Origin of the sequence: Peribacillus sp. Bi134, assembly GCF_918698065.1 — a bacterium.
Lineage (GTDB): Bacteria > Bacillota > Bacilli > Bacillales > DSM-1321 > Peribacillus.
The window spans coordinates 167,474-190,399 of sequence record NZ_CAKKLN010000002.1 but is presented as its reverse complement, the minus strand read 5'-3'; the positions used below and the strand labels follow the sequence as shown (position 1 = coordinate 190,399).

Genomic DNA, 22,926 nt, shown 5'->3' with positions numbered 1-22,926 from the left:
CATTTCGTGAATTAGAGATTCTTACTGATGACCATCCTCTGTATTTCGCTGGTACCCTCATAAATTTCAGTTACCTTTGCATCCCTGAAATAGCGTTCGACAGGATATTCCGTCGTGTATCCATAGCCTCCGAACACCTGGACTGCTTCTATCGCCACATCAACAGCCGTCCTCGAAGCGAATAGCTTAGCCATTGCCGCCTCTTTACCGCACTTCAATCCCTGTGAGCGTAAATACGCCGCTCGATAGACAAGTAACCTTGAAGCTTCTATACTCGTTGCCATTTCAGCAAGCTTGAAACCAATCCCCTGTTGTGCTGCAATAGGTTTGCCGAATTGAACTCTGTCTTTTGCATATTTGACAGCATGTTCCATGGCGCCTTCTGCAATTCCCAGCGCTTGAGCAGCAATGCCTATCCTTCCAGCATCCAAGTTGGCCATTGCGATCTTAAAGCCTTCTCCTTCTTTTCCAAGGAGATTGACTGCAGGCACTTTCATATCCTCGAACGTCACCTGTACGGTGCTCGAGCCATGAAGGCCCATTTTACGTTCATCTTTACCGATGATTAAGCCTGGCGTCCCTTTTTCTACAATAAAAGCAGAGATTCCCTTGCTTCCCTTCTGAGGGTCGGTTGAAGCAAAAACAATGAATACATCCGCTTCCCCGCCATTGGTGATAAAAACCTTGGACCCATTTATTCGATATCTTCCGACTTCCTTTACTGCCACTGCCTTCGATTTCAAACTCGCAGCATCGGAACCTGAGCTTTGCTCAGTCAAGCAAAAGGCGCCTAAATATATACCAGCGGCTAACTTAGGCACATACTTCCGCTTCTGCTCTTCCGTTCCAAAATAAACGATTGGATTTGTTCCAACAGAAGTATGAACGGACAGTATGACACCGAGAGTTGGACTAACTTTGGAAATCTCATTGATGGCGATGATATAAGACATGAAGTCCATACCCGCGCCACCGTATTCTTCTGAAATCGGGATTCCCATCAAACCAAGCTTACCCATTTTTTGCAGAATCGTTTTTGGAAACACGCCTGTTTCCATTGCCTCGATATGAGGGGTAATCTCATTCTCCGCAAAAGCGCTTACCATTTTCCGCATCATTTCCTGTTCTTCTGTAAACTTGAAATCCACCCTTCATCCCTCCCTAGCTGCACATCTTTCTAAGATTAGTTATATTCGTAAAAGCCCCGTCCTGATTTCTTGCCTAGCCATCCAGCCTTTACATATTTCCTTAACAGCGGACACGGTCGGTATTTATCGTCTCCGAGACCTTGGTGAAGCGTTTCCATTATATACAGGCATGTGTCCAGTCCAATGAAGTCAGCTAGCGTAAGCGGGCCCATCGGATGGTTCATTCCCAGCTTCATCACGTCGTCAATCGCCTCTTTAGTGGCGACGCCTTCATAAAGGGTATAGATGGCCTCATTGATCATCGGCATCAAAATCCGGTTCGCTACAAAACCTGGAAAATCATTAACTTCCACCGGTACCTTGTTCAAGGATTCAGCCATCTCTTCAACTTCTTTATAAACCTCATCCGCTGTAGCCAGGCCACGGATGATCTCAACCAGCTTCATGACTGGAACGGGGTTCATAAAGTGCATGCCAATTACCTTTTCCGGCCTTTTCGTGGCAGCGGCTATCTCGGTAATCGGAAGCGAAGAAGTATTGGATGCAAGAATGACGTGTTGTGGCGTGATTTCATCCAAATCGGCGAATATTTTTGTTTTTATTTCCATGTTTTCCACTGCAGCTTCAATCACTAAATCCACCGCAGCCGCATTATTTAAATCCGTCGATGAAGTCAGCCGGGAAAGGATTGCACCTTTTTCTTCAGCTTCCAATTTTCCTTTTTCAACCTGCCGGGAAAGGTTCTTGGTAATTGTCCCTAACCCCTTTTCTACATATTCATCTTTTAAATCATGTAAAAGAACTTCATAACCGCTCATTGCACAGACCTGGGCAATGCCAGATCCCATCTGTCCAGCACCAATGACCATCACTTTTTGAATGCCCATGAAAAATCCCTCCTCATGTATCTATCTATGAAACTATTATCCTTGCTTAGGCACTTCAATTAAAATGGCATCTCCCTGACCGCCGCCACTGCAGATCGCTGCGATGCCCAATCCCCCTCCGCGGCGTTTCAGTTCATGCATCAGCGTAATGATGATGCGGGCACCACTCGCCCCGATCGGGTGACCTAATGCTACAGCCCCTCCGTTTACATTCACTTTTCCCGGCTCGATGTTGGCAATTTTCCCACTGGCCAGCGCAACCGCAGCAAATGCTTCGTTCACTTCAAACAAATCAATTTCCTCTATCGATTTACCTGTCTTCTTCAGGAGTTCATTTATGACCAAACCTGGCGTTTTAGGGAAGTCCTTTGCTTCCACTGCCACTTCTGCATGAGCTAAAATATAGGCAAAAGGCGTTTTCCCTTCCTTTTCCGCTCGTTCCTCACTCATCAATACGAGTGCACCTGCCCCATCATTGACACCTGGTGCATTACCTGCCGTAATGGTCCCCTCATTACTGAAAGCTGGACCTAATTTAGCTAACTTCCCGGCAGAGGTATCTTTTCTTGGGGCTTCATCATGTTCAACGGTAATTGGCTCGCCTTTCCGCACAGGCACCTGTACGGAAATGATTTCTTCTGCAAGGATACCGCCATCGATTGCTTTTATCGCTTTTTGATGACTTTCGTAAGCCCAGCTATCCTGTTCCTCACGGGAGATTTCAAGGTCCTCGGCAGTACTGTTTCCGTAAGTCCCCATATGCACACCCGTAAAGCTGCAGCTAAGTCCATCCGAAATCATCGTATCCTTAAGCTCTCCATCACCCATCCTTAGGCCCCACCTTGCTTTCGGAAGGATATAAGGAGCATTGCTCATCGATTCCATTCCGCCTGCAACAATGATTTCTTCTTCACCTAAACGAATGATCTGATCAGCCAATGTCACACTGCGAAGTCCTGATGCGCATACTTTATTAATGGTTTCCGTTTTCACTTCCCATGGCAATCCAGCATGGCGGGCTGCCTGGCGGGACGGTATTTGGCCTTGGCCAGCCTGAAGCACATTCCCCATGATGACCTCATCTACTTGGCTGCCTTCAATCCCTGCCCGAACAAGTGCCTCTTTGATTGCTATTCCACCAAGCTGTGATGCCGTCAAACTGCTAAGGCCACCGCCAAATTTACCAAAAGGTGTTCTCACACCGCTAATAATCACTGTTTTCGCCATCATTATTTCCCCCTATAAGTAACATTGATTGAACGCTCGCTCAATTTGGAGTTAAAAAAATAGTGTTGTAAGCGCTTAATATTATAATATATTACACATTTTTCTCAAAAATGAAAATATTTAGTTTATAAATATTGAAAAAAATTGCCTGCTCCCTTTTGTTTCATCTTTTATAAAAGAAGCAGGCAATTCAATTTAAATTAAGAGGCAATCGATTTGTTTTCACCAATGACCGCTTTTTCGAGCAGTTCTGCTACATCATACGTTTTAACATTCTCCTCAACCTCTTTTGCTTTCGTCCCATCGGATAGCATGGTCAGGCAATAAGGACATCCTGAACTGATCACTGTTGGACTGACGGCCAGAGCTTGTTCGGTACGGGCCACATTAATGCGATTTCCTGTTTCCTCTTCCATCCACATCAAACCGCCTCCTGCTCCACAGCACATACCCTTTTCACGGTTACGCTCCATTTCAATAAGTTTCACACCAGCAATGGATTGCAAGATTTCACGCGGCGGGCTGTAAACTTCATTGTACCTTCCCAAGTAACAGGAATCGTGGAATGTAATCGTCTCATTAACAGGATACTGAGGGACCAACCTGCCTTCACTGACAAGTTTGGCTAACAATTCAGTATGGTGATACACTTCAGCTTCCAAGCCAAAATCCGGATACTCATTCTTAAAGATATTGTATGCATGCGGATCGATCGTAACGATTTTCCTGATTTCATTCTTCTGGAATTCTTCTATATTTTTCATTGCAAGCTCCTGGAAAACAAACTCATTACCCAATCGACGCGGAGTATCCCCTGAGTTTTTCTCCTTATTTCCGAGAATTGCAAATTTAACGCCTGCTTCATTCAACAATTTAGCAAAGGAAAGGGCAATCTTCTGGCTCCGGTTATCATACGACCCCATTGAACCCACCCAAAATAAATACTCGAATTCTTCGTCTGCCTTTTTTAATTCCTTTACGGTTGGGACGCTGACATCTTCCCGAAGGCTTCGCCAATCTTCTCTCTCTTTACGATTCAGTCCCCACGGGTTCCCTTGACGCTCAATATTCGTCATGGCACGTTGCGCATCAGGATCAAGTCTGCCTTCCGTCAACACTAGATAACGGCGCATATCGATGATTTTGTCAACATGTTCATTCATTACCGGGCATTGATCTTCACAGTTCCGGCATGTGGTACAAGCCCAAAGTTCTTCTTCCGTAATGACTTCGCCAATCAGGCTCGGACTGTAAGCTTCTGTTGCTGCAGCTGATTCCTGCGCCCCCTGCGCGGCACCAGCCAAAGCGATCTTATTCCCTTTCGTATTCCCAAAAACAAAAGATGGCACCCATGGCTGCTTCGTAGTAACGGCAGCGCCTGTATTTGTTAAATGGTCACGCATCTTGATTATGATATCCATCGGTGACAGCATTTTACCGGTACCTGTAGCAGGGCACATATTCGTACAGCGCCCGCACTCCACACAGGCATAGAGGTCCACCATTTGATATTGCGTCAAGTCTTCGATATATTTGGCACCATAATATTGATTTCCTTCTTTGTCGAGAATCTCTTCTTCCAAATCTACCGGTTTCAATTTCCCGGGATTGTCCAGGCGATTCAGGAATACATTTACCGGACCGGCAATCAAGTGAGCGTGCTTAGATTGCGGGATATAAACAAGGAAAGATAATATGATCAGTAAATGCAGCCACCAAGCTACATAAAAAACGACGGTTGCCGCTGTTGTCCCCATCCAGCCGAATAGGAAAGCGATGCTTGATGCGACTGGCTCAGACCAAGTTGCATCGTGTCCATGCCAGATCATACCCATTCCATTCCCCAGCAATACGGTAATCATGATTCCGGTAATGAAGATGACAACCAGGCCTGCTTTGAAATCCCTTTTCAAGCGAACGAGCTTTTCGACATAACGACGGTATGCCGCCCATAGGATTGCAACAAGAACGGTAAGCGTCACAATTTCCTGGAAGAAAGTAAAGGCCGGATAAACAGGGCCAAACGGTAAATGCCAACCCGGTCTTAAGCCTTTAACGAAAAAGTCAAGTGCGCCAAATTGCACTAAGATGAAACCATAAAATAACAAGGCATGAATGATCCCGCTCTTTTTATCTTTAAAGAGCTTCTTCTGTCCAAATACATAAACCCCAATTTTAACAAGACGATCCTTCACACGGTTATCGAATTCCACTTTTTTGCCAAGTTTTATATAAGCTATACGAGTCTTTATCAAATAGACAAATAAACCGGCGGCGTAAGCGGTTACAAGCAGGAATGCAACTAAGTTGATCCACAGTAGGCCATTCATTTCCATGCATCTTTCCCCCTCTTTAGTAAATTGTAAAATGCCAGGAACCATTATGGGAAATTTGGCATTTTTCTGAAATTTGATTAACTCCATTATATAATGAATGAGCATTCAGTCAACTTTTTTCTTTCTAAATCAATTTAATTTTTCGGTTACTTGATTATTAATTCGACAATTCTGTGTATTACCCTTCTTCATTCTGAAAAAATGAGGACCCTTTCTCCGCTTTTTAATGGTTACTGACAGGGAATTAGAGCCAAACTAAATATAATCATTTAGGGGGGATTTTTTTTGAAGATAATCACTACGATTGCCTCTATATTTTTATTGATCTTCTCTTGGTGCTGGGTTGATCTTAAGGTAGGGCATAAGCGTTATTTGAAGCACACAACCAACATTAAATATCCGCCTCGGAGAAGCGAAATGACTGTATTCACATCAGGGAAAATCCTGTTTGAAGATTATATTGAGGAAGTCAGGCAAGCTCAGGATTCCATCCATATCCTTTTTTATATAGTAAAAAATGATAAATTCAGCAAGGACTTTTTGAAGTTACTGCAGTCAAAAGCGGAAGCGGGCGTGGAAGTGCGGCTTTTAGTCGATTGGATAGGAAGTAAAAAGATGTCCCGTCAAACCATTCAGGAGCTGACTGAAAGCGGTGTTCATTTTTCTTTCAGCTTTAAACCGAAGCTCCCCTTCCTTTTCTATACAATACAAAAAAGAAACCACCGTAAGATTACGGTGATAGACGGAAAAATTGGCTATCTTGGCGGCTTTAATATCGGTAAGGAGTATATAAACCAGGGGGAGAAGTTGAACCCATGGAGAGATTACCATTTAAAAATGACCGGTGAGGGTGTAAAGGACCTTCAGGAAGTCTTTCTTTCGGATTGGTTCTATGATACAAATGAGGATTACAGAGGAGCACCTGCCTATTTCCCGACATTGACTCCCGGGACGCAGGCACATCAGGTTTTCGTCACGAATGGCAGTGATCTTGAACAGTCACTGACACACATGATTCGTCAAGCCACTAAGAAAATCATTATCGGGACTCCATACTTCATTCCCAGTGAAACTTTATTTCAAGAATTAAGGGAAGCACTTGCACGCAATGTTTCCGTTACGGTCATCGTACCTGAAATTTCAGACCACTCCCTTGTCAAGGAAGCTTCTTTTCCCTATTTCCGGGCACTAATAAAAGACGGGGCTGAAATCATGCAATTTCAAAGAGGGTTCTACCATTCTAAAGTGATACTGATCGATGATATAATGTGTGATATCGGTACGGCTAATTTTGATAAACGCAGTTGTTTTTTAAATAGTGAAATAAACTGCATCATATTTGACCGGACATTTATAAAAGGTGTAGAAAAGGAATTGGCAGTGGACCTGGCCGAATCCAAGCCGCTAAACGGGGACGAGCTTTCCAGCATGAATGTAGTCCGTTCAGCAAAAGAATCGCTGGCTTCCATCCTTTCTCCTTTTCTTTGACAACCTGTTGCTCAAGGAGAAAAAATATAATGAAAATTAGATTTGGATTCGTATCCAATGCCACCTGTTTATGGGAAGCTTCTCCGGCTAAGACACTCACTTTCAAGAGATATAGCACACTTGGCCCAGAAAAAGGAAAGGAAAAACTCCTAGATGTGACCAGGCAGAACATTGAAAATACCTTAAGGGTCCTTCAATATAACACGGCACACCAAATTGAAATATACCGGATGTCCAGTTCCATTGTTCCTTTAGCCACACATCCCGAAATAGAATGGGATTTCGTTACTCCTTTTAAAAAAGAGTGGAAACAGCTTGGCGATTGGGCCACTGCACACAAGATGAGGCTCAGCTTTCATCCGAATCAGTTTACGCTATTTACCAGCCCAAAACCCGAGATTACACAAAATGCCGTAAAAGATATGGAGTTCCATTATAAAATGCTTGATGCAATGGGCATAGCGGACACCTCTTTCATCAATATCCATGTCGGTGGAGCTTATGGTGATAAAGAGTCCGCCCTTGTAAGGGTTCATGACAACCTTAAATCGCTGCCTATGCACGTCAAGGAAAGAATGACTTTGGAGAATGATGATAAAACCTATACAGCATCTGAAACCCTGGGTGTATGTAAGAGGGAGGGCATCCCACTTGTATTCGATTACCACCATCATCTCGCAAACCTTTCAGATGAGCCGCTTAACGAGCTGCTCACCGAGGTGTTCACCACTTGGAGTCAGGCAGGGGCGGTACCAAAGATTCATATTTCCTCCCCAAAATCGGCAGGTGAATTTCGCTCACATGCAGATTATATCGATTTGGAGTTCATCATGCCCCTCTTTAAAGTGCTTAAGGATCTTGGACAGGACGTTGATTTCATGATCGAGGCCAAGATGAAGGACCGGGCGATGCTGCAGCTGATTGAAGATATAGCTAAGGTTCGTGGTGTAAAAAGGGTGAGCGGCGGTGCCGTCGAGTGTTAATTAACCTAAAAAAAAGCGGCTGTTTCGCAAGAAACAGCCGCTTTTTCCATTACATTTTTTCCGGTGCCGAAACCCCGATGATGGCCAATGCATTCTTTAAAGTAATTTGGACGGATTTGACCAGTCCTAGACGTGCCTTACTTCTTTCCATCTCTTCAACATCCAGAACCTTATCTGCATTATAGAAACTGTGGAATGTAGAAGCCAGGTCATATATATAATTCGTCATGCGGTGAGGCATCCTTTTTTCGGCTGCTTCCGCTATTGCCTGCGGGAATTCTCCTAATTTCTTCAAAAGTTCCACTTCTTTTTCAGTAGATAGGGCAGAGAAATCAGTTACTCCTTCATAGCTGATCCCTTGTTCCACACCTTGGCGCAAAATGCTGGAAATACGGGCGTGGGCATACTGTGCATAATAAACCGGGTTTTCATTGGATTGTGAGACCGCAAGATCCAAGTCGAAGTCCATATGAGTATCCGCACTTCTCATCGCAAAGAAATATCGTGTTGCATCCAGACCTACTTCATCAATAAGGTCACGCATCGTAACTGCTTTACCTGTACGCTTGCTCATCTTCATTTTCTCGCCATCCTTGTACAGGTGTACAAGCTGGATGATTTCGACTTCAAGCTGCTCGCGATTGTACCCTAATGCTTCGATAGCCGCTTTCATACGCGGGATATAGCCGTGGTGATCTGCACCCCAGATATTGATTAGTGTTTCAAAGCCGCGTTCCAATTTATTACGGTGATAAGCAATATCCGGTGTCAGATATGTGTAAGACCCATCCTGTTTAATAAGCACCCGGTCTTTATCATCGCCTAATTCCGTAGAGCGGAACCATGTAGCACCATCTTCCTCGTAAACATGGCCCCTTTCCCTCAACACTTTAAGTGCTTCATCAATTTTACCGTCTTGATAGAGGGATGTTTCGGAGTACCATACATCAAAACCGACACGGAAATTACCCAAGTCCGTTTTCAGTTTTTCCATTTCGTATTTCAAGCCGTACTCACGGAAAAATTCAAAACGTTCCTTCTCATCGGCATTTACATATTTATCCCCATATTCACTTGCAAGCGTCTTACCGATGCCAATGATATCTTCGCCATGATAACCGCCCTCAGGCATATCCTTTTCGAGGCCAAGTGCCTGGAAATAGCGGGCTTCTATGGAAATGGCCAAATTATTGATTTGGTTTCCTGCATCATTGATATAGTATTCACGTGAAACATCGTAACCTGCTTTAGAGAGGATATTACATAGCGTATCACCTACTGCTGCACCACGTGCATGACCAAGATGGAGATCACCGGTTGGATTCGCGGAAACGAACTCCACTTGGATTTTTTCCCCTTTTCCAAAGTCACTTTCCCCATATTCTTCATCCACTTTCAAAATGACCGGAACCAATTCTGTCAAATAGGCATTATTCATGTAGAAGTTGATGAAACCCGGTCCTGCAATTTCAATTTTTTCGATGGATGCTTTTGAGTTGTCAAAGTTTTCGATGATTGCCTCTGCTATCATCTTTGGTGCTTTCCTTGCAATCTTCGTTAATTGCATGGCCATATTCGTGGAATAATCTCCATGTGTCTTATCTCTTGGCAGCTCCAATACAACATTTGGAATCTGCTCTTCCGTTGCTAAACCAGCTTTAATGACTGCCGCTTTAATCTCTTCTTTCAGTTTTTCCTGTACCTCTTTTACTATATTCATTCGCTATGCTTCCTCCTTGTAGGAAATCGTCATCTCATATTGACCGGGTTCGCTTCCCTGCATATGTAACGTATATTTAAGGACGAGTTTCCCTTGTTTGGTCTGCTCATCCCATTGATGATGTATCTTCTTCGCTGTCGTCCGTAACCCTAACCTGCCATATATACTTTCGTAATGTCCATTTGTCGCTTCCTTCAGGCGGAAAAGCTGCCTCATTTTAATGGCACCATTTCTAAGCAGGATCGTTTCATCCAGTTTGTGCTTGATGGTCGTTTGTGTTTGACCGGCTTCATTTTCCTCTTTATATTGCAAATATAAATCTGCACCTTTATACATTTTTGTACCAAATGTGACCAGCTCATACGTTTCCGTTTCTGAGCCGTGCTTGATTTTTGTCTGTAAAGTCACTTTAATCGCTTGCTTATCTATATCATGAAGAGTCAAAGCTACACTTCCTTCATCATGTCGTTCTTAACTTTATAAGTATAAATATTCTTCAAGGAAGTTTCAACTTGGAGCGGAAAATAAAGTGTAAATCAAAAAAAGTGAGGATAAACTGTCGAAATCATGTTGTTGCAATTCATTTGAATTTAACACAATAATGACTCATCGGGGCGGAATTATTCAAATAGAGTCCATCAGATGTAAAATTCTTTCCCTGAATGGATAAAAAAAGACCATTCCCGCCAAAAAACAGGAACAGTCAAGTCATGTCTTACATCCATTAACCTTTTTGAACCCAACCTAAAATCATTTCGCGAATCAGCTTGCTCGCAGTGTTCGCAGTTTGCTCGGATGGATCATAAATCGGTGCCACTTCTACTAAATCGCAGCCGACTACATTAATTTCAGACCGTGCTATCTCATGAATCGAAGCTAAAAGCTCTTTGGAGGTGATGCCTCCACAATCTACGGTGCCTGTTCCCGGCGCGTGCGCAGGATCAAGAACATCGATGTCGATCGTCACATATACAGGACGGCCAGCTAACTGCGGCAGTACTTCTTTCAGAGGTTCAAGAACTTCAAATTTAGAGATGTGCATGCCATTTTCTTTCGCCCATTGGAATTCTTCCTTCAAACCGGAACGAATGCCGAAAGAGTATACATTTTTCGGGCCGATAAGTTCTGCGGATTTACGGATGATGGACGCATGGGAAAGCGGCTCTCCTTCATAATCCTCACGTAAATCTGTATGGGCATCCATATGGATGATGGCCATATCGGGATACTTTTTGAACATGGCTTTGATGACAGGCCATGTTACAAGATGTTCCCCTCCCATACCTATTGGGAACTTACCTGCATCCAACAAGCTGTCGACATATTTTTCAATCATATCGATACTGCGCTGCGGATTGCCGAATGGTAATGGTATATCCCCGGCATCAAAGAATTTAACTTCTTCTAATTCACGATCTAAATACGGGCTGTACTCTTCCAAACCAATCGAAACTTCACGAATTCGGGTAGGGCCGAAGCGGGAACCCGGACGGAAGCTTACCGTCCAGTCCATCGGCATGCCGTATAGCACAGCTTCCGATTCCTCAAAAACAGGATGGCTTTTAATGAATACATTGCCTGAATAGGCTTCATCGAATTTCATGGTCCATGCCTCCCTTATTTCACTAAATCTTGAACGAATTTAGGCAGAACGAAAGCTGCTTTATGAAGTTCTTTTGTATAATATTTCGTTTCTAATTCATGGAAACGATCTTCAGTCACTTCTAATGGATTATATTTTTTCGATCCGATCGTGAACGCCCAAAGGCCGCTTGGGTACGTCGGGATATTCGCTAAATACAAGCTGGTGATTGGAAATATTTCTTTTACATCACGTTGTACATCACGAATTAAGTCCGCTTTAAACCAAGGATTGTCGGATTGTGCCACAAAAATCCCGTCTTCTTTCAAAGCCTTGGAAATCCCGGCATAAAAACCTTTAGTGAATAAATTGACAGCAGGTCCGACTGGTTCAGTCGAGTCAACCATGATCACGTCATATTCATTTTCACTTTTGGCGATGTGCATGAAGCCATCCCCAACTTGTACGTCTACACGCGGATCTTCAAGCATGCCTGCGATTTCAGGCAGGAATTTCTTTGAGTATTCGATAACTTTCCCATCGATATCCACCAATGTAGCTTTTTTTACGCTTGGGTGTTTTAGGATTTCACGGATAACTCCTCCGTCCCCTCCTCCTACAACCAAAACGTTTTCTGGATTAGGATGGGTAAATAAAGGAACATGGGCTACCATTTCATGGTAAACGAATTCATCACGCTGTGAAGTCATTACCATGTCATCCAGCAACAGCATATTGCCCCACTCTTCCGTTTCAATCATATCCAGCTTTTGAAACTCAGTTTGCTCCGTATGTAAAGTACGATTCACTTTCATCGTAATACCAAAATTCTCTGTTTGTTTTTCAGTAAACCAAATGCTCATTTATTAACGCTCCTTTTCCATTTCATATTGTCAGTCACCTTATAGGTTCCCCAAAATCGGTATAGTCATTAGCTAGAAAAATTATAGACGAATCTAGCAGAATTGCAAGATAAATTTCTTAAATGCAGTTCTTATGTTTAAAATTTTCTTTTTTTTCCATAATAGTAATAGATACTAGATTCTTACGTGATAAGAGAGGTGAAAGCAATGGAATTGATTCCAAGCGAACGATTTAAAAGGACAACTAAATATGTACGGGCCTTCATTATCCTTGCCACAATCGGGCTCACAATACTCTTTGTATTGCTTCTCTCTTTACTGATTTATGCAAAAATATTAGGTCCGCCTCCTTTGGTCGTGCCGCAGTCCACTCTCTATTATAGTGATAATGGAAATGTGATCGGTGAAACCGATAATGGCCAGAAACGTTATTGGGCCGGAATGGAGTCGATTTCACCAGAGCTCATCAAAGCGACTGTAGCCGTTGAGGACCGTCAATTTTACACACATAATGGATTTGATATAAAGCGGATCGGCGGAGCCATCCTTGCTGATATTAAGGCAATGTCCAAAGTCCAGGGTGCGAGCACCATTACCCAACAGTATGCCAGGAACCTGTTTCTTGGGCATGACAAAACGTGGTCGCGTAAATTTAATGAGGCCTTTTATACGATACGTTTAGAAATGAACTACTCTAAAAAGGAAATTCTAGAAGGCTATTTAAATACGATTTATTATGGTCATGGTGCGTATGGAGCTCAAGCTGCAAGTCAATATTACTTTGGCAAGGATGCCAAGGATTTGACTCTTCCTGAAGCGAGCATGCTGGCCGGAATACCAAAAGGGCCGTCAAACTATTCTCCATTGGATAACTTTGAAAAAGCCAAATCAAGGCAGAGAATCGTCCTGCAATCCATGAAAAGCAAAAACTACGTTTCAGAAAAGGATATCGCGGAAGCGCTGCGAACATCCCTTACATTAAAAGGGGAACACGGAACGGTCACCAAGAAGACCGCTTCCTATTTCCAGGATGCCGTCAAGCAGGCTTTAAAAACTCAGCTTCATTTAGATGACAGGACGATCGAGCTTGGCGGGCTTAAGGTCTATACAACACTGGACGAAACCCAGCAGGACGCTGCCGAAGAAGTTCTTTCCAATACCATACCCAAGTCATCAGGCATTCAAGCCTCGATAGTGGCAATGGATCCGGAAACCGGAGAGGTCCGTGCGCTGGTCGGAGGGAAAGATTACTCCGAGTCGCCATTCAATCGGGCAACACAGGCCGTTCGCCAGCCTGGTTCAACCATGAAGCCCTTGCTATACTATTCAGCTCTGGAGAATGGTTTCACACCGTCCACCACCTTAAAAAGCGAGACAACTACATTTTCTTTCGATGATGGTCACTCATCTTACACACCGCATAATTACAACCATCAATATGCGGAGGGCGAGATCACGATGGCTCAGGCCATTGCTCTTTCCGATAATATCTTCGCCGTAAAAACGCACTTGTTCCTTGGGGAACAGACATTGGTCGATACCGCGCACCGTTTCGGCATCACGGCAAAGATGGATGCGGTTCCTTCCCTGGCACTCGGTACGTCAGGTGTAAGGGCGATTGAAATGGTGAACGCATACAGCATTCTGGCTAACGGCGGCAAGAAGGTTGAACCCGTGTTTATCAAAAAGGTTGAAAATCAAAAAGGTGAAGTGATTTTTGATGAAAATGATAAACCGGAACAGATTTTGGATGAAGATAAGGCATTTGTCATGACCCAGATGCTTACAGGGGTTTTCGATGAAACCTTAAATGGCTATACGAAAGTGACCGGCAGCACCATCAGTTCCCAGCTGTCCCGCCCATATGCCGGCAAATCAGGCTCCACTCCGACTGATAGCTGGATGATCGGTTACACACCGGAGCTTGTAGCAGGGGTATGGACTGGATATGATCAAGGTAAAAAAATCGAGATCCCTGCTGAAAAAGGCTATGCAAAGAAAATCTGGGCTTCCTATATGGAAAGGGGCCTGCAAGGGAAACCGGCAAAATCGTTTAAGGAAACCAAAAACGTAATCGGGGTAAACGTGAACCCCGTTAGCGGAAAATTGGCCACAAAGGACTGTCCTGCATCAAGATTGACTTATTATGTTAAAGGGACCGAACCTGTCGAATACTGTGCCGAGCACTTTAAGGGTGGGAATCCGAAACATGCCCCAAAAGAAGAAGAACATAAAAAGGCCCCATGGTACAAAAAAGTCTTAAAACCTTGGGGATAACGAAAAACCCCCGAAGCCGGCAGCGGCTTCGGGGGTTTTTCTGTCCTAGTTCCACAGTGACTAAACTGCTGTCTTTAAGTTTACTGATTTTATCGCTTTCCTACAAGTGCATTTTTCACTAAACTTAACATTTCACCCATTAATCGAGTTTCAAACCGTCAATGACTCCTTCAGCAGATCTGAAGAACGCTCCCACATTCCTGCATCATGATTTTTCAGGAAGTCTGCAAGCACACGCTTTGATTTATCGTCCATGTCCTCGACGATGATTTTTCGCTTTAGCGATTTATCCATCCGGTTAACATGCTCCGGGAGCGATTTGTAACCGCGTCTAATTGACCTGTCAACCATCATTTCACATGCTGTCACACCTGCATAGTGCGGGCCATTTTGAGTGGCTTCAATGGTCACCCAAACAAGCCAGTAAGGTTTGGCATTCGGGACCTCCTCTTTAGTCTTTAAAAACTTGATCCCTTTTTCCACTGCACTTCTTGCATGCATCGCGCCGATATCGACCTCTGCTTCACCTGCATCCACATCGATGATGACCGGGGAAATATTATCGAGCGTTAATACCCCTGCTCCATATCCGCCATGACCTTCTGTTGGGTCGTTTTTTATAATATTGAAGCCTACCTTTTTCTTTGGTTGTTCATCCATGCTTATATCCCCCTTAATGGTTTGTCATTTCCTATCGTTTAAAAAAGCAAAAGTGTAAAGAACCGACTCAGGACGTCGCCTACCAATGGTACAACATTGTTCAAAATCGGGCCAATTGTATACTTGCTCAGCGGTGTGATGATCAGAATCAAAAAAATCAGTGAGCCATATTGTTCATACTGGGTCATTTTTGCCCGCAAGTCAGCTGAAACAAGATCCTGTACGATCCTATAACCATCGAGCGGCGGCAGCGGTAACAGATTAAATACAAACAGAAGGATATTCAAGTTGATGAGCACCTCGAAGAATGGCTGAACGAAGAACGGTAAATCAGGTCCAACGCCTGCCGCCAGCAACCCATAAAAAATCAAGTACCCCAAAATTGCAACAAGCAAATTACTGAACGGACCGGCAAAAGAGACGAGCACCCCTGCCAATTTTGGATTCTTAAAATGAAAACGATTAACCGGTACGGGTCTCGCCCAACCAAATCCGGCTATCAATATCAACAGAGTTCCGATTGGATCCAAATGCGAAATCGGATTCAATGTGACTCTTCCTTCATTCTTTGCAGTCGGGTCACCGAACTTATAGGCCACATAGGCATGGGAAAATTCATGAACCGTAAATGCGATTAACAGTGACACAATGACATATGGAAGCTGTTCCAAAGGATAAGCCAAAAACCGTCCTATTTGATCAAAGAATTCCATCGATAGCTTCTCCCCCATTGTTTATTACCGTTAGTATACATCAAAAGAGCAAGAAGTGAAAAAACTCTGACTTCCGTGTCTTGCATTTCTTTTTCCATTGTGAAACACTACAAGATAAGAGAGGAAGGGGGGAAAAATAGATGCCATATGTAACAGTCAAAATGCTTGAAGGCCGTACAGACGAACAAAAAAAGGCTTTAGTCGAAAAGGTGACTGCAGCCGTTACGGAAACAACTGGAGCACCAGCTGAAGCCGTGACGATTTTCATTGAAGAAATGTCAAAAAATCATTTAGCAGTAGCCGGTGTCCGTAAAAGCGATCAATAAGTTTTACATAATGGGGAAAAGCTAAGCCATCAATTCGGCTTAGCTTTTGTTTTTAGCTGCTCAATATATTCATATGCCTCATCAATTTCTTCAAGCGTATATTTTTGTTTGCTTTTCAGCGTGAAAATTTTCTCGGTGACTTCCTCTTTTTCAAGCGTGTCGAAGTATAATACCGTTGAAACCAGCTCCAAAAACCTGGCATTCTGTTCGTTCATATCCTGTAAGCATGCCTCAAGCGCCGGCATCTCCACTTCCTGTATGGATAGGAAATCCCGGCCTGCATCCGTTATCGAATAACAATATTGATAATAGCCTGCTTTTTTTTCCCTCACTTCATTCAAGTAGCCCATTTCGCAGAGCTCTTCAATACGTAAGGTCAACTCCTCCGAATACGGTCCATAAAAGTGAAACTGAAACTTTTCATGAAATGGGAAGGACAGCTTCTTCGCGATATAAACGATCTTTTGTAATTTTTTCCGACCCGAGATTTCACCGGCAGTAGAAATTGCATTGATAATGTTTGCATGATCCTTAAACAAGGCTCGTCACTCCTCACCAAAAATGTACCACTTTAATCCGATAGCTCCAGAAGCTTACGAATCTGTTTTTTTATATTTTTCTTCGTAGATTCATCACGCAATAAATCCGCAGGATAATACAACTTATGATCCGTTCTTCTTTTCCCTGAAATTGCATCGACAATTTCGGATTCACGCGATAATTCACGAATTTCGCCATTATTTTTCAGCAAGTGAATCGGCAATCTCTCCTCTTCCTCACCTGGCCGGTAAAAATCATACGGCAGATCTGATGAAGAATCGACGACGAGATAATAATCCGGATCAATGCCCGCCTTCTTGAATAGCGTCCTTAACTCCATCAACCTGTTCATTTGACTGTTCGATGGATGGAATTCCACATATTTAAATAGTTTACGGTTAACGAAGCGAGTGCATAAATCTTTTAAAATCGCATCGTTTTCGTCTTCCCATGCTTCGAAATAATAGAGCATCACCGATTCATCCATTTTCAAGTAGTCCGTTAAAGTCACTTCTCCCCTGAACAATGAATAAAAATGGTGTGGTTCTTGTGCAAACTCATAACCGGATTCATATAAATGTTTCGCTCTATGTAGAATCTTGGTAAGTATGACCTCCGCACTTCTCGTAACTGGATGGAAATAAATCTGCCAATACATTTGGTATCGACTCATGATATAATCTTCAACCGCATGCATCCCGCTTTGTTTTATGACGGCATGTTCTTCCCTTGGCCTCATTACACGCAAAAGCCTTTCCATATCGAAATGTCCATAACTCACGCCAGTGAAGTAAGCATCACGCTGTAAATAGTCCATTCTATCAGCATCGATCTGACTTGAAATCAGGCTGACTACTAATTTGCCTTTATAGGTTTTCGCTATGACTTCTGCCACTTTCTTAGGAAAATCACGTCCAACCCTAAGGAGGATCCTATTAACTTCCGTATCGCCGAGGATTATCTGCCTCGTGAATTGCTCATGATCAAGGTCAAACACTTTTTCAAAAGAATGAGAGAAAGGACCATGACCCAAATCATGCAGAAGTGCTGCGCACAAGGATAGTAACCGTTCCTCAGGTTTCCATTCGGGTCTGCCCTCGAAAACATCATCCACGATTCTCCGAACAATCTCGTATACTCCAAGCGAATGGCTAAGCCGACTATGTTCCGCACCATGAAAGGTTAAATAAGTCGTTCCCAGCTGTTTGATCCTTCGAAGACGCTGAAATTCCTTCGTCCCTATTAAATCCCATATAACCCGGTCGCGAACATGTATATATCGGTGCACCGGGTCCTTGAATACTTTTTCTTCTTGTAATTTTTCACCGGAATATTCCATGAACTACCCTCTTTTTCGTAATCTCGATGCACTCATTATAGCGTGTTTTGACAAAAAACCCTAACTTCCACCTTGCTAGTAAGAGGGGTCATTTTGTAAGAAAACGGAAGTTTCAGTCCGATTTTGTCTTGAAATTAAAGAAATAAAAAATCACCGCAGTGTGTCGAATCTGGGTGATGATTACTTGTTTCATTTATCATAAGCAAACAATCCACTCTAACTATATATCATGGATCCTACTTTAGTTTTTTATTGATTTTATCTAGTAACTCGTCTTCTGTCGGTGCAGCAACTGGACGGTTATTGACAAAGGCAAAAGACTTCTTTCTGCCAGGACCGCAATAGGATTGACAGCCCACTTCAATTTTCGCGTCGGGATCAAGCTTTTCAAGACGCGGGATCAACGTTTTAATGTTTACCGCCAAGCAGTCATCGCACACTCTGAATTCATTGGACATCCTCCGGTCACCATCCTTTCCATGACAAACTATTTTTCATCCATTTATACGACTAAAGGGTATTTTACCGTTTCTACTTATGAATATCAAGAGGGCTGGATGATGTGAAAAGCATGTAAATAATCAAAAAACTAGTATCCTTTTAACCTTTTTGTATAAAAAATCCATATTTTGTCCAAAATGCTAGTAGAACACTCCATAAATCACTGCCACACGATATTTTATATAGTTATTTATTTAAAAAATTACCAGAAAGGGAGTATGTAGAAATGAAGGTTCGTCAAGACGCCTGGACAGAAGAAGATGATTTGCTTTTGGCAGAAACGGTATTGCGCCATGTGCGGGAAGGGAGCACTCAGCTCAATGCTTTTGAAGAGGTAGGAGATAAGTTGAATCGCACCTCTGCAGCATGCGGATTCCGCTGGAATGCAGTTGTCCGCCATAATTATGATAAAGCGCTTTCCCTTGCCAAGAAACAGCGTAAGCAGCGGCAAAGGATCCTTGGAAAAGATCAAGGAGGAAAAAAACGACTTCTTTATACACCGCCGTCCCCAACGATTTCCGACATAATGGTTCCCCATGTACAAGAAGAGGAACTAGAGTTGAAATCCGAAGTCGATATTACCAATTATGAAACAGCAGAGGAATTCGTTGTGGCAGAAGCCCTCGCTCCTAAGACACAGCACACACCAGTAACCTTGGAAACGGCCATGAGCCTTGATACCGTCATCGCCTATTTGGAATCTATGAACGGCCGCATGCTCCAAGCCGAAGTATTAAAAACCGAAAATGAAAGATTGAAGCTTGAAATTAAAGGGCTGAAAAAGCGAAATGAAGAATTGGAGAATAAAATCAGCCACCTAGAGCAAAACAGCGGCTTGATGCAGGAAGATTATGAAACTTTGATGAATATCATGAATCGAGCAAGAAAGCTGGTATTGTTAGAGGAAGAGGAACGTCCGGCAACTAAATTCAAGATGGACCGGAATGGCAATTTGGAAAAAATGGCCGAGTAATAAGATAATGTGGGGATAAGTTACATAGATCAACCACATGATAAAGGCCGTTTCACCCATGTTTATCCGAAGAAGGGAGCCAATAAGGCTCTTTTTTTCATTGTTTCAAGAAAGATGGAATAATATCTCCCTGGACGCCGCTGCCTATCATCCAGTCCTTTTACAGTTTCAGTGAATGCTAAAGTCGTATTAAATGAACGAAGCCGTTCCTGACTTAATGGAACGGCTTCGTTCATTTCAATCCTTTAATGCATCAAATACTTTATCATTGCGTTCCACCACTCTTGTCAAGTATGCCTCATACATCGGCCATTCCTGAACGGAAAGAGTGTCAGAGAATATCCTTTCGCTATGTTCCTTCAATACATGCAGGAATCTGAGCATCACGTCCTGAACACTCAATTGCACACCCAACAATTCAGTTAGGGACGCCATCACCGAAGGGACGATATCAGGATAAACGAATTTGGTTTCTGCATTTCCTTTAGCTGCATCATAAAAACCCTTCACGAGACTGGCACGTTCAGCCCCGCTTCCATTGACACACAAATAGATTTGCACCGCTACGCCATTGCGGATCCTACGTTGGGAAATACCGGCAAATTTTTGCCCATTTATACTTAAATCATAACTTCCAGGACAATAGGAACCGACGATTTCCCTTGCTTCCATCGTGACTGGGAAATCGGAAAACATCAATTGGACAAGCTCCCACATCGCATCATATCCACGATTGATTTCAATTTTCCGCTCGTTTTCAGGAAAAATGAGCGACAAATTAAGGACACCCTCATCCAGCACGACTGCCAGCCCTCCGGAATTCCTCACGATGGCCTGAAAGCCATGTTCTTCTAAATGATCCAAACCCTTTTTAAGAAAAGGCAACTTCGTATCCTGTATACCCATGACGATGGTTCGGTGGTGTACCCACGCTCTGGCTACGGCCGCTGATTCACCTGACCCTACGGAAGCACAAAATGTATCATCCATCGCAAAGGACTCCAGAGCAGGAAACTGAGGTCCGACGGAAGATTGATCAATAATCCTCCACTCTTGCTGCATTAATAATGAATCTATTTCACCCATACGAATCTCCCTCTAACATTTAATCCTCAAGCTGCCTATTGATACTGCGCCACAAACCCCTGTGCCGCTGTAATGACAGCCAGTTTATATACATCCTCTTCACTGCATCCCCTCGAAAGGTCATTCACCGGACGATTCAGGCCCTGAAGGATCGGACCGACCGCTTCGAAGCCGCCCAAGCGCTGTACCATCTTATAGCTGATGTTCCCCGCTTCGAGACTTGGGAAAATAAAAACATTCGCATCCCCCTGAATAAGGGAATCCGGTGCTTTTTTTCTTGCTACCGAAGGAACGAAGGCCGCGTCAAATTGAAATTCCCCATCAAGGATGATTTCAGGGTCCATTTCTTTTGCCAAATCGACAGCATCAACCACTTTTAAGGTCTCGGGGGATGTTGCGGATCCCTTCGTCGAAAAGCTCAGCATCGCCACACGCGGTTCGATATCGAACATTAGTGCAGTCTTCGCACTTTCTATAGCAATTTCAGCCAGGTCCTGGGAATCGGGGTTTATATTGATGGCACAATCCGCGAACACATATTTTTCTTCATCCCGGACCATGATGAATACTCCCGATGTTTTTTGGACGCCTGGCTTTGTTTTAATGATCCTTAAGGCGGGCCGAACCGTATCGGCAGTCGAATGAGTTGCGCCGCTGACCATTCCATGTGCCAGTTTCATTTGGACGAGCATGGTTCCGAAATAGTTCTCATCCATTAAGATTTCACGTGCTTGTACATCGGTCGCTTTACCATCACGGACCTTAACGAATGCTTCTACCATTTCATCCATCATGATATAATTCTTCGGATCATATATTTCGATTGCATCAAGGGAGATCTTTAAATCTTTTGCCTTCTCTTGAATCAACCCGATATCCCCAATCAATACAGGTGTCACCAGTTTAGCTTTGGAAAGCCTGCCTGCCGCTCCCAAAATCCGTTCATCCAACCCTTCTGGAAAAACGATCTTTAAATTATGCCCCATAATTTTCGATTCCAATATTTCAAATAAATCACCCATTGGCTATTCCTCCTTTTTAGATACGTTTCCCCCATTTTTTTTATATTTAACCATTCGATGAAAATCCATTGCCGTCTTCTTTTAAGAATACTCTAGGAGCCAGGTAAATTCCAGCCACTTCGGTCCCTCCCAATCCGCAAATCTGAAATTTGCAGAACGCCGGAAAACAGTGATGGTGTTTGCGGGTTGATATAAATTTCCTTATACTGAAACTATGTTATATTAAAGTTATAATAAGACTTAGGAGTGATCGTAATGAGTGAAGCAGCACAAACACTGGACGGCTGGTATTGTTTACATGATTTCCGTCTAATCGACTGGTCTTCTTGGAAAACGTTATCAAGTGACGAACGCCAATTGGCCATCTCAGAGTTCCAAGGTTTACTGGATAAATGGAATATGACACAAAGCGACAATGAAGGCAGCCATGCCCTATATTCCATCGTTGGTCAGAAAGCGGACTTCATGCTTATGTTTGCCCGCCCAACCATGGAAGAATTGAATGCAATTGAAAACGAATTCAACAAAACGAAGCTTGCCGAATATACAATTCCCGCTTATTCATACGTTTCCGTCGTGGAATTAAGCAATTACTTAGCTGGCGGAGATGATGAGGATCCATACCAGAACCCTCATGTCCGTTCCAGACTTTATCCGATACTTCCAAAAGCGAAACATGTATGCTTCTATCCAATGGACAAGCGTCGTGATGGCGATGATAACTGGTATATGCTTTCCATGGAAGAGCGCAAAGGCTTAATGCGTTCCCACGGCTTGATTGGCCGCAGTTATGCAGGTAAAGTGAAACAAATCATTTCGGGTTCTGTCGGTTTTGACGATTATGAATGGGGCGTAACACTATTCGCAGATGATGTCCTTCAATTTAAAAAATTAATCTATGAAATGCGTTTTGATGAAGTGAGTGCACGTTACGCTGCATTTGGTTCTTTCTTTGTAGGCAATATCCTGCCGGAAGAAAACGTACCTTCATTCCTATACGTATAAGACGATGAGCTTCCGGTTTCCGGAGGCTTTTTTTGCGTCCCCTCCTTATTTTTTCCCGGCCTTGGAATAAATTCAATCCATATCCCATACATTTTCAATAGTGATGAATTCATTTTTTCACAGTCCCATTCAGCTTCAGGAAAATTGATCAAGGCAATTCCTGACTCCAGCGAGGTGAAGGAACGTTACTTCTATTCATTAGCCGACAAGAGGATATGGCTTATATCATGAACGGCAGCCGTTATGTATC

At 43.3% G+C, this 22,926-nt stretch carries 22 protein-coding genes; 6 read left to right on the top strand and 16 right to left on the bottom strand.

Translation table 11 applies throughout. The features are described from left to right. Positions 1 to 11 precede the first annotated feature (11 nt). The 4 genes from LQ188_RS03890 to LQ188_RS03875 form a co-directional block, all read right to left on the bottom strand. Positions 12 to 1,148, bottom strand: a complete 1,137-nt coding sequence (locus LQ188_RS03890; RefSeq protein WP_230176105.1) for an acyl-CoA dehydrogenase — start codon at positions 1,146 to 1,148, stop codon at positions 12 to 14. Positions 1,149 to 1,183: 35 nt separating this feature from the next. Further along, positions 1,184 to 2,035 (bottom strand): 3-hydroxybutyryl-CoA dehydrogenase, encoded by an 852-nt coding sequence (locus tag LQ188_RS03885; protein ID WP_101223860.1) that lies wholly within the window; start codon positions 2,033 to 2,035, stop codon positions 1,184 to 1,186. A 36-nt stretch (positions 2,036 to 2,071) separates the two neighbouring features. After that, positions 2,072 to 3,262: an acetyl-CoA C-acetyltransferase gene (locus tag LQ188_RS03880; RefSeq protein ID WP_101223861.1), complete on the bottom strand. Its 1,191-nt coding sequence runs from the start codon at positions 3,260 to 3,262 to the stop codon at positions 2,072 to 2,074. 200 nt (positions 3,263 to 3,462) lie between these two features. Next, a complete protein-coding gene (locus tag LQ188_RS03875) occupies positions 3,463 to 5,592 on the bottom strand; it encodes a (Fe-S)-binding protein (protein ID WP_230176264.1) in 2,130 nt (709 codons plus the stop codon). Between the two features lie 291 nt (positions 5,593 to 5,883). Between LQ188_RS03875 and cls the strand changes: the two genes are divergently transcribed. Beyond that, positions 5,884 to 7,086 (top strand): cardiolipin synthase, encoded by a 1,203-nt coding sequence (gene cls, locus LQ188_RS03870; protein ID WP_230176104.1) that lies wholly within the window; start codon positions 5,884 to 5,886, stop codon positions 7,084 to 7,086. Between the two features lie 29 nt (positions 7,087 to 7,115). After that, entirely contained in the window at positions 7,116 to 8,069 is a 954-nt protein-coding gene (uvsE, locus tag LQ188_RS03865; protein ID WP_101223862.1) for a UV DNA damage repair endonuclease UvsE, read from the top strand. A gap of 49 nt (positions 8,070 to 8,118) precedes the next feature. Here the strand turns inward: uvsE and argS are convergent, their stop codons facing one another. The 4 genes from argS to speE all read right to left on the bottom strand — a co-directional run bounded on the left by argS (position 8,119) and on the right by speE (position 12,234). Further along, positions 8,119 to 9,789: an arginine--tRNA ligase gene (argS, locus tag LQ188_RS03860; protein ID WP_230176103.1), complete on the bottom strand. Its 1,671-nt coding sequence runs from the start codon at positions 9,787 to 9,789 to the stop codon at positions 8,119 to 8,121. Between the two features lie 3 nt (positions 9,790 to 9,792). Continuing rightward, positions 9,793 to 10,233: a DUF1934 domain-containing protein gene (locus LQ188_RS03855; RefSeq protein WP_101223864.1), complete on the bottom strand. Its 441-nt coding sequence runs from the start codon at positions 10,231 to 10,233 to the stop codon at positions 9,793 to 9,795. Positions 10,234 to 10,513: 280 nt separating this feature from the next. Beyond that, entirely contained in the window at positions 10,514 to 11,392 is an 879-nt protein-coding gene (gene speB, locus LQ188_RS03850; protein ID WP_101223865.1) for an agmatinase, read from the bottom strand. A gap of 14 nt (positions 11,393 to 11,406) precedes the next feature. Next, the gene (speE, locus tag LQ188_RS03845) at positions 11,407 to 12,234 is read right to left on the bottom strand and encodes a spermidine synthase (protein ID WP_101223866.1); all 828 of its coding nucleotides are present in this window, start codon (positions 12,232 to 12,234) and stop codon (positions 11,407 to 11,409) included. A gap of 207 nt (positions 12,235 to 12,441) precedes the next feature. Here speE and LQ188_RS03840 point away from each other — a divergent pair, with 207 nt between their 5' ends. Continuing rightward, complete coding sequence (locus LQ188_RS03840; RefSeq protein ID WP_230176102.1) at positions 12,442 to 14,511, top strand: PBP1A family penicillin-binding protein; 2,070 nt, start codon at positions 12,442 to 12,444, stop codon at positions 14,509 to 14,511. 150 nt (positions 14,512 to 14,661) lie between these two features. Here the strand turns inward: LQ188_RS03840 and LQ188_RS03835 are convergent, their stop codons facing one another. Together LQ188_RS03835 and LQ188_RS03830 are read right to left on the bottom strand one after the other, a co-directional pair. Next, a complete protein-coding gene (locus LQ188_RS03835; protein WP_230176101.1) occupies positions 14,662 to 15,171 on the bottom strand; it encodes a YwhD family protein in 510 nt (169 codons plus the stop codon). A gap of 38 nt (positions 15,172 to 15,209) precedes the next feature. Further along, complete coding sequence (locus LQ188_RS03830; protein ID WP_230176100.1) at positions 15,210 to 15,884, bottom strand: site-2 protease family protein; 675 nt, start codon at positions 15,882 to 15,884, stop codon at positions 15,210 to 15,212. A gap of 140 nt (positions 15,885 to 16,024) precedes the next feature. Between LQ188_RS03830 and LQ188_RS03825 the strand changes: the two genes are divergently transcribed. Then, the gene (locus LQ188_RS03825; protein ID WP_061465772.1) at positions 16,025 to 16,210 is read left to right on the top strand and encodes a 2-hydroxymuconate tautomerase; all 186 of its coding nucleotides are present in this window, start codon (positions 16,025 to 16,027) and stop codon (positions 16,208 to 16,210) included. Between the two features lie 29 nt (positions 16,211 to 16,239). Here the strand turns inward: LQ188_RS03825 and LQ188_RS03820 are convergent, their stop codons facing one another. The 3 genes from LQ188_RS03820 to LQ188_RS03810 form a co-directional block, all read right to left on the bottom strand. Next, a complete protein-coding gene (locus LQ188_RS03820; RefSeq protein ID WP_098185024.1) occupies positions 16,240 to 16,749 on the bottom strand; it encodes a hypothetical protein in 510 nt (169 codons plus the stop codon). Between the two features lie 32 nt (positions 16,750 to 16,781). Continuing rightward, positions 16,782 to 18,089, bottom strand: a complete 1,308-nt coding sequence (locus tag LQ188_RS03815; protein WP_230176099.1) for an HD domain-containing protein — start codon at positions 18,087 to 18,089, stop codon at positions 16,782 to 16,784. Positions 18,090 to 18,325: 236 nt separating this feature from the next. After that, positions 18,326 to 18,547, bottom strand: a complete 222-nt coding sequence (locus tag LQ188_RS03810) for a DUF1450 domain-containing protein (protein WP_048683566.1) — start codon at positions 18,545 to 18,547, stop codon at positions 18,326 to 18,328. 269 nt (positions 18,548 to 18,816) lie between these two features. Between LQ188_RS03810 and LQ188_RS03805 the strand changes: the two genes are divergently transcribed. Beyond that, the gene (locus LQ188_RS03805) at positions 18,817 to 19,563 is read left to right on the top strand and encodes an RsfA family transcriptional regulator (protein WP_101223870.1); all 747 of its coding nucleotides are present in this window, start codon (positions 18,817 to 18,819) and stop codon (positions 19,561 to 19,563) included. Positions 19,564 to 19,625: 62 nt separating this feature from the next. Here the strand turns inward: LQ188_RS03805 and LQ188_RS03800 are convergent, their stop codons facing one another. The 3 genes from LQ188_RS03800 to pta are packed head-to-tail and all read right to left on the bottom strand — an operon-like array spanning position 19,626 to position 21,671. Next, positions 19,626 to 19,799, bottom strand: a complete 174-nt coding sequence (locus LQ188_RS03800) for a hypothetical protein (RefSeq protein ID WP_157831070.1) — start codon at positions 19,797 to 19,799, stop codon at positions 19,626 to 19,628. A 1-nt stretch (position 19,800) separates the two neighbouring features. Continuing rightward, a complete protein-coding gene (locus LQ188_RS03795; RefSeq protein WP_101223871.1) occupies positions 19,801 to 20,649 on the bottom strand; it encodes a lipoate--protein ligase family protein in 849 nt (282 codons plus the stop codon). Between the two features lie 35 nt (positions 20,650 to 20,684). Further along, positions 20,685 to 21,671, bottom strand: a complete 987-nt coding sequence (gene pta, locus LQ188_RS03790; protein WP_230176098.1) for a phosphate acetyltransferase — start codon at positions 21,669 to 21,671, stop codon at positions 20,685 to 20,687. Between the two features lie 255 nt (positions 21,672 to 21,926). Between pta and hemQ the strand changes: the two genes are divergently transcribed. After that, positions 21,927 to 22,676 (top strand): hydrogen peroxide-dependent heme synthase, encoded by a 750-nt coding sequence (gene hemQ, locus LQ188_RS03785; protein WP_101223873.1) that lies wholly within the window; start codon positions 21,927 to 21,929, stop codon positions 22,674 to 22,676. Positions 22,677 to 22,926 lie beyond the last annotated feature (250 nt).

Excerpts from the sequence above, each read along its gene's own strand:
- LQ188_RS03880 (WP_101223861.1), bottom strand. The coding sequence starts at position 3,262 with ATGGCGAAAACAGTGATTATTAGCGGTGTGAGAACACCTTTTGGTAAA.
- speB (WP_101223865.1), bottom strand. The coding sequence starts at position 11,392 with ATGAAATTCGATGAAGCCTATTCAGGCAATGTATTCATTAAAAGCCAT.
- LQ188_RS03875 (WP_230176264.1), bottom strand. The coding sequence starts at position 5,592 with ATGAATGGCCTACTGTGGATCAACTTAGTTGCATTCCTGCTTGTAACC.
- LQ188_RS03885 (WP_101223860.1), bottom strand. The coding sequence starts at position 2,035 with ATGGGCATTCAAAAAGTGATGGTCATTGGTGCTGGACAGATGGGATCT.
- pta (WP_230176098.1), bottom strand. The coding sequence starts at position 21,671 with ATGGGTGATTTATTTGAAATATTGGAATCGAAAATTATGGGGCATAAT.
- LQ188_RS03830 (WP_230176100.1), bottom strand. The coding sequence starts at position 15,884 with ATGGAATTCTTTGATCAAATAGGACGGTTTTTGGCTTATCCTTTGGAA.
- LQ188_RS03800 (WP_157831070.1), bottom strand. The coding sequence starts at position 19,799 with ATGAACGAAGCCGTTCCATTAAGTCAGGAACGGCTTCGTTCATTTAAT.
- LQ188_RS03835 (WP_230176101.1), bottom strand. The coding sequence starts at position 15,171 with ATGGATGAACAACCAAAGAAAAAGGTAGGCTTCAATATTATAAAAAAC.
- argS (WP_230176103.1), bottom strand. The coding sequence starts at position 9,789 with ATGAATATAGTAAAAGAGGTACAGGAAAAACTGAAAGAAGAGATTAAA.
- LQ188_RS03840 (WP_230176102.1), top strand. The coding sequence starts at position 12,442 with ATGGAATTGATTCCAAGCGAACGATTTAAAAGGACAACTAAATATGTA.
- LQ188_RS03815 (WP_230176099.1), bottom strand. The coding sequence starts at position 18,089 with ATGGAATATTCCGGTGAAAAATTACAAGAAGAAAAAGTATTCAAGGAC.
- uvsE (WP_101223862.1), top strand. The coding sequence starts at position 7,116 with ATGAAAATTAGATTTGGATTCGTATCCAATGCCACCTGTTTATGGGAA.
- LQ188_RS03825 (WP_061465772.1), top strand. The coding sequence starts at position 16,025 with ATGCCATATGTAACAGTCAAAATGCTTGAAGGCCGTACAGACGAACAA.
- hemQ (WP_101223873.1), top strand. The coding sequence starts at position 21,927 with ATGAGTGAAGCAGCACAAACACTGGACGGCTGGTATTGTTTACATGAT.
- LQ188_RS03810 (WP_048683566.1), bottom strand. The coding sequence starts at position 18,547 with ATGTCCAATGAATTCAGAGTGTGCGATGACTGCTTGGCGGTAAACATT.
- LQ188_RS03805 (WP_101223870.1), top strand. The coding sequence starts at position 18,817 with ATGAAGGTTCGTCAAGACGCCTGGACAGAAGAAGATGATTTGCTTTTG.
- LQ188_RS03795 (WP_101223871.1), bottom strand. The coding sequence starts at position 20,649 with ATGGGTGAAATAGATTCATTATTAATGCAGCAAGAGTGGAGGATTATT.
- speE (WP_101223866.1), bottom strand. The coding sequence starts at position 12,234 with ATGAGCATTTGGTTTACTGAAAAACAAACAGAGAATTTTGGTATTACG.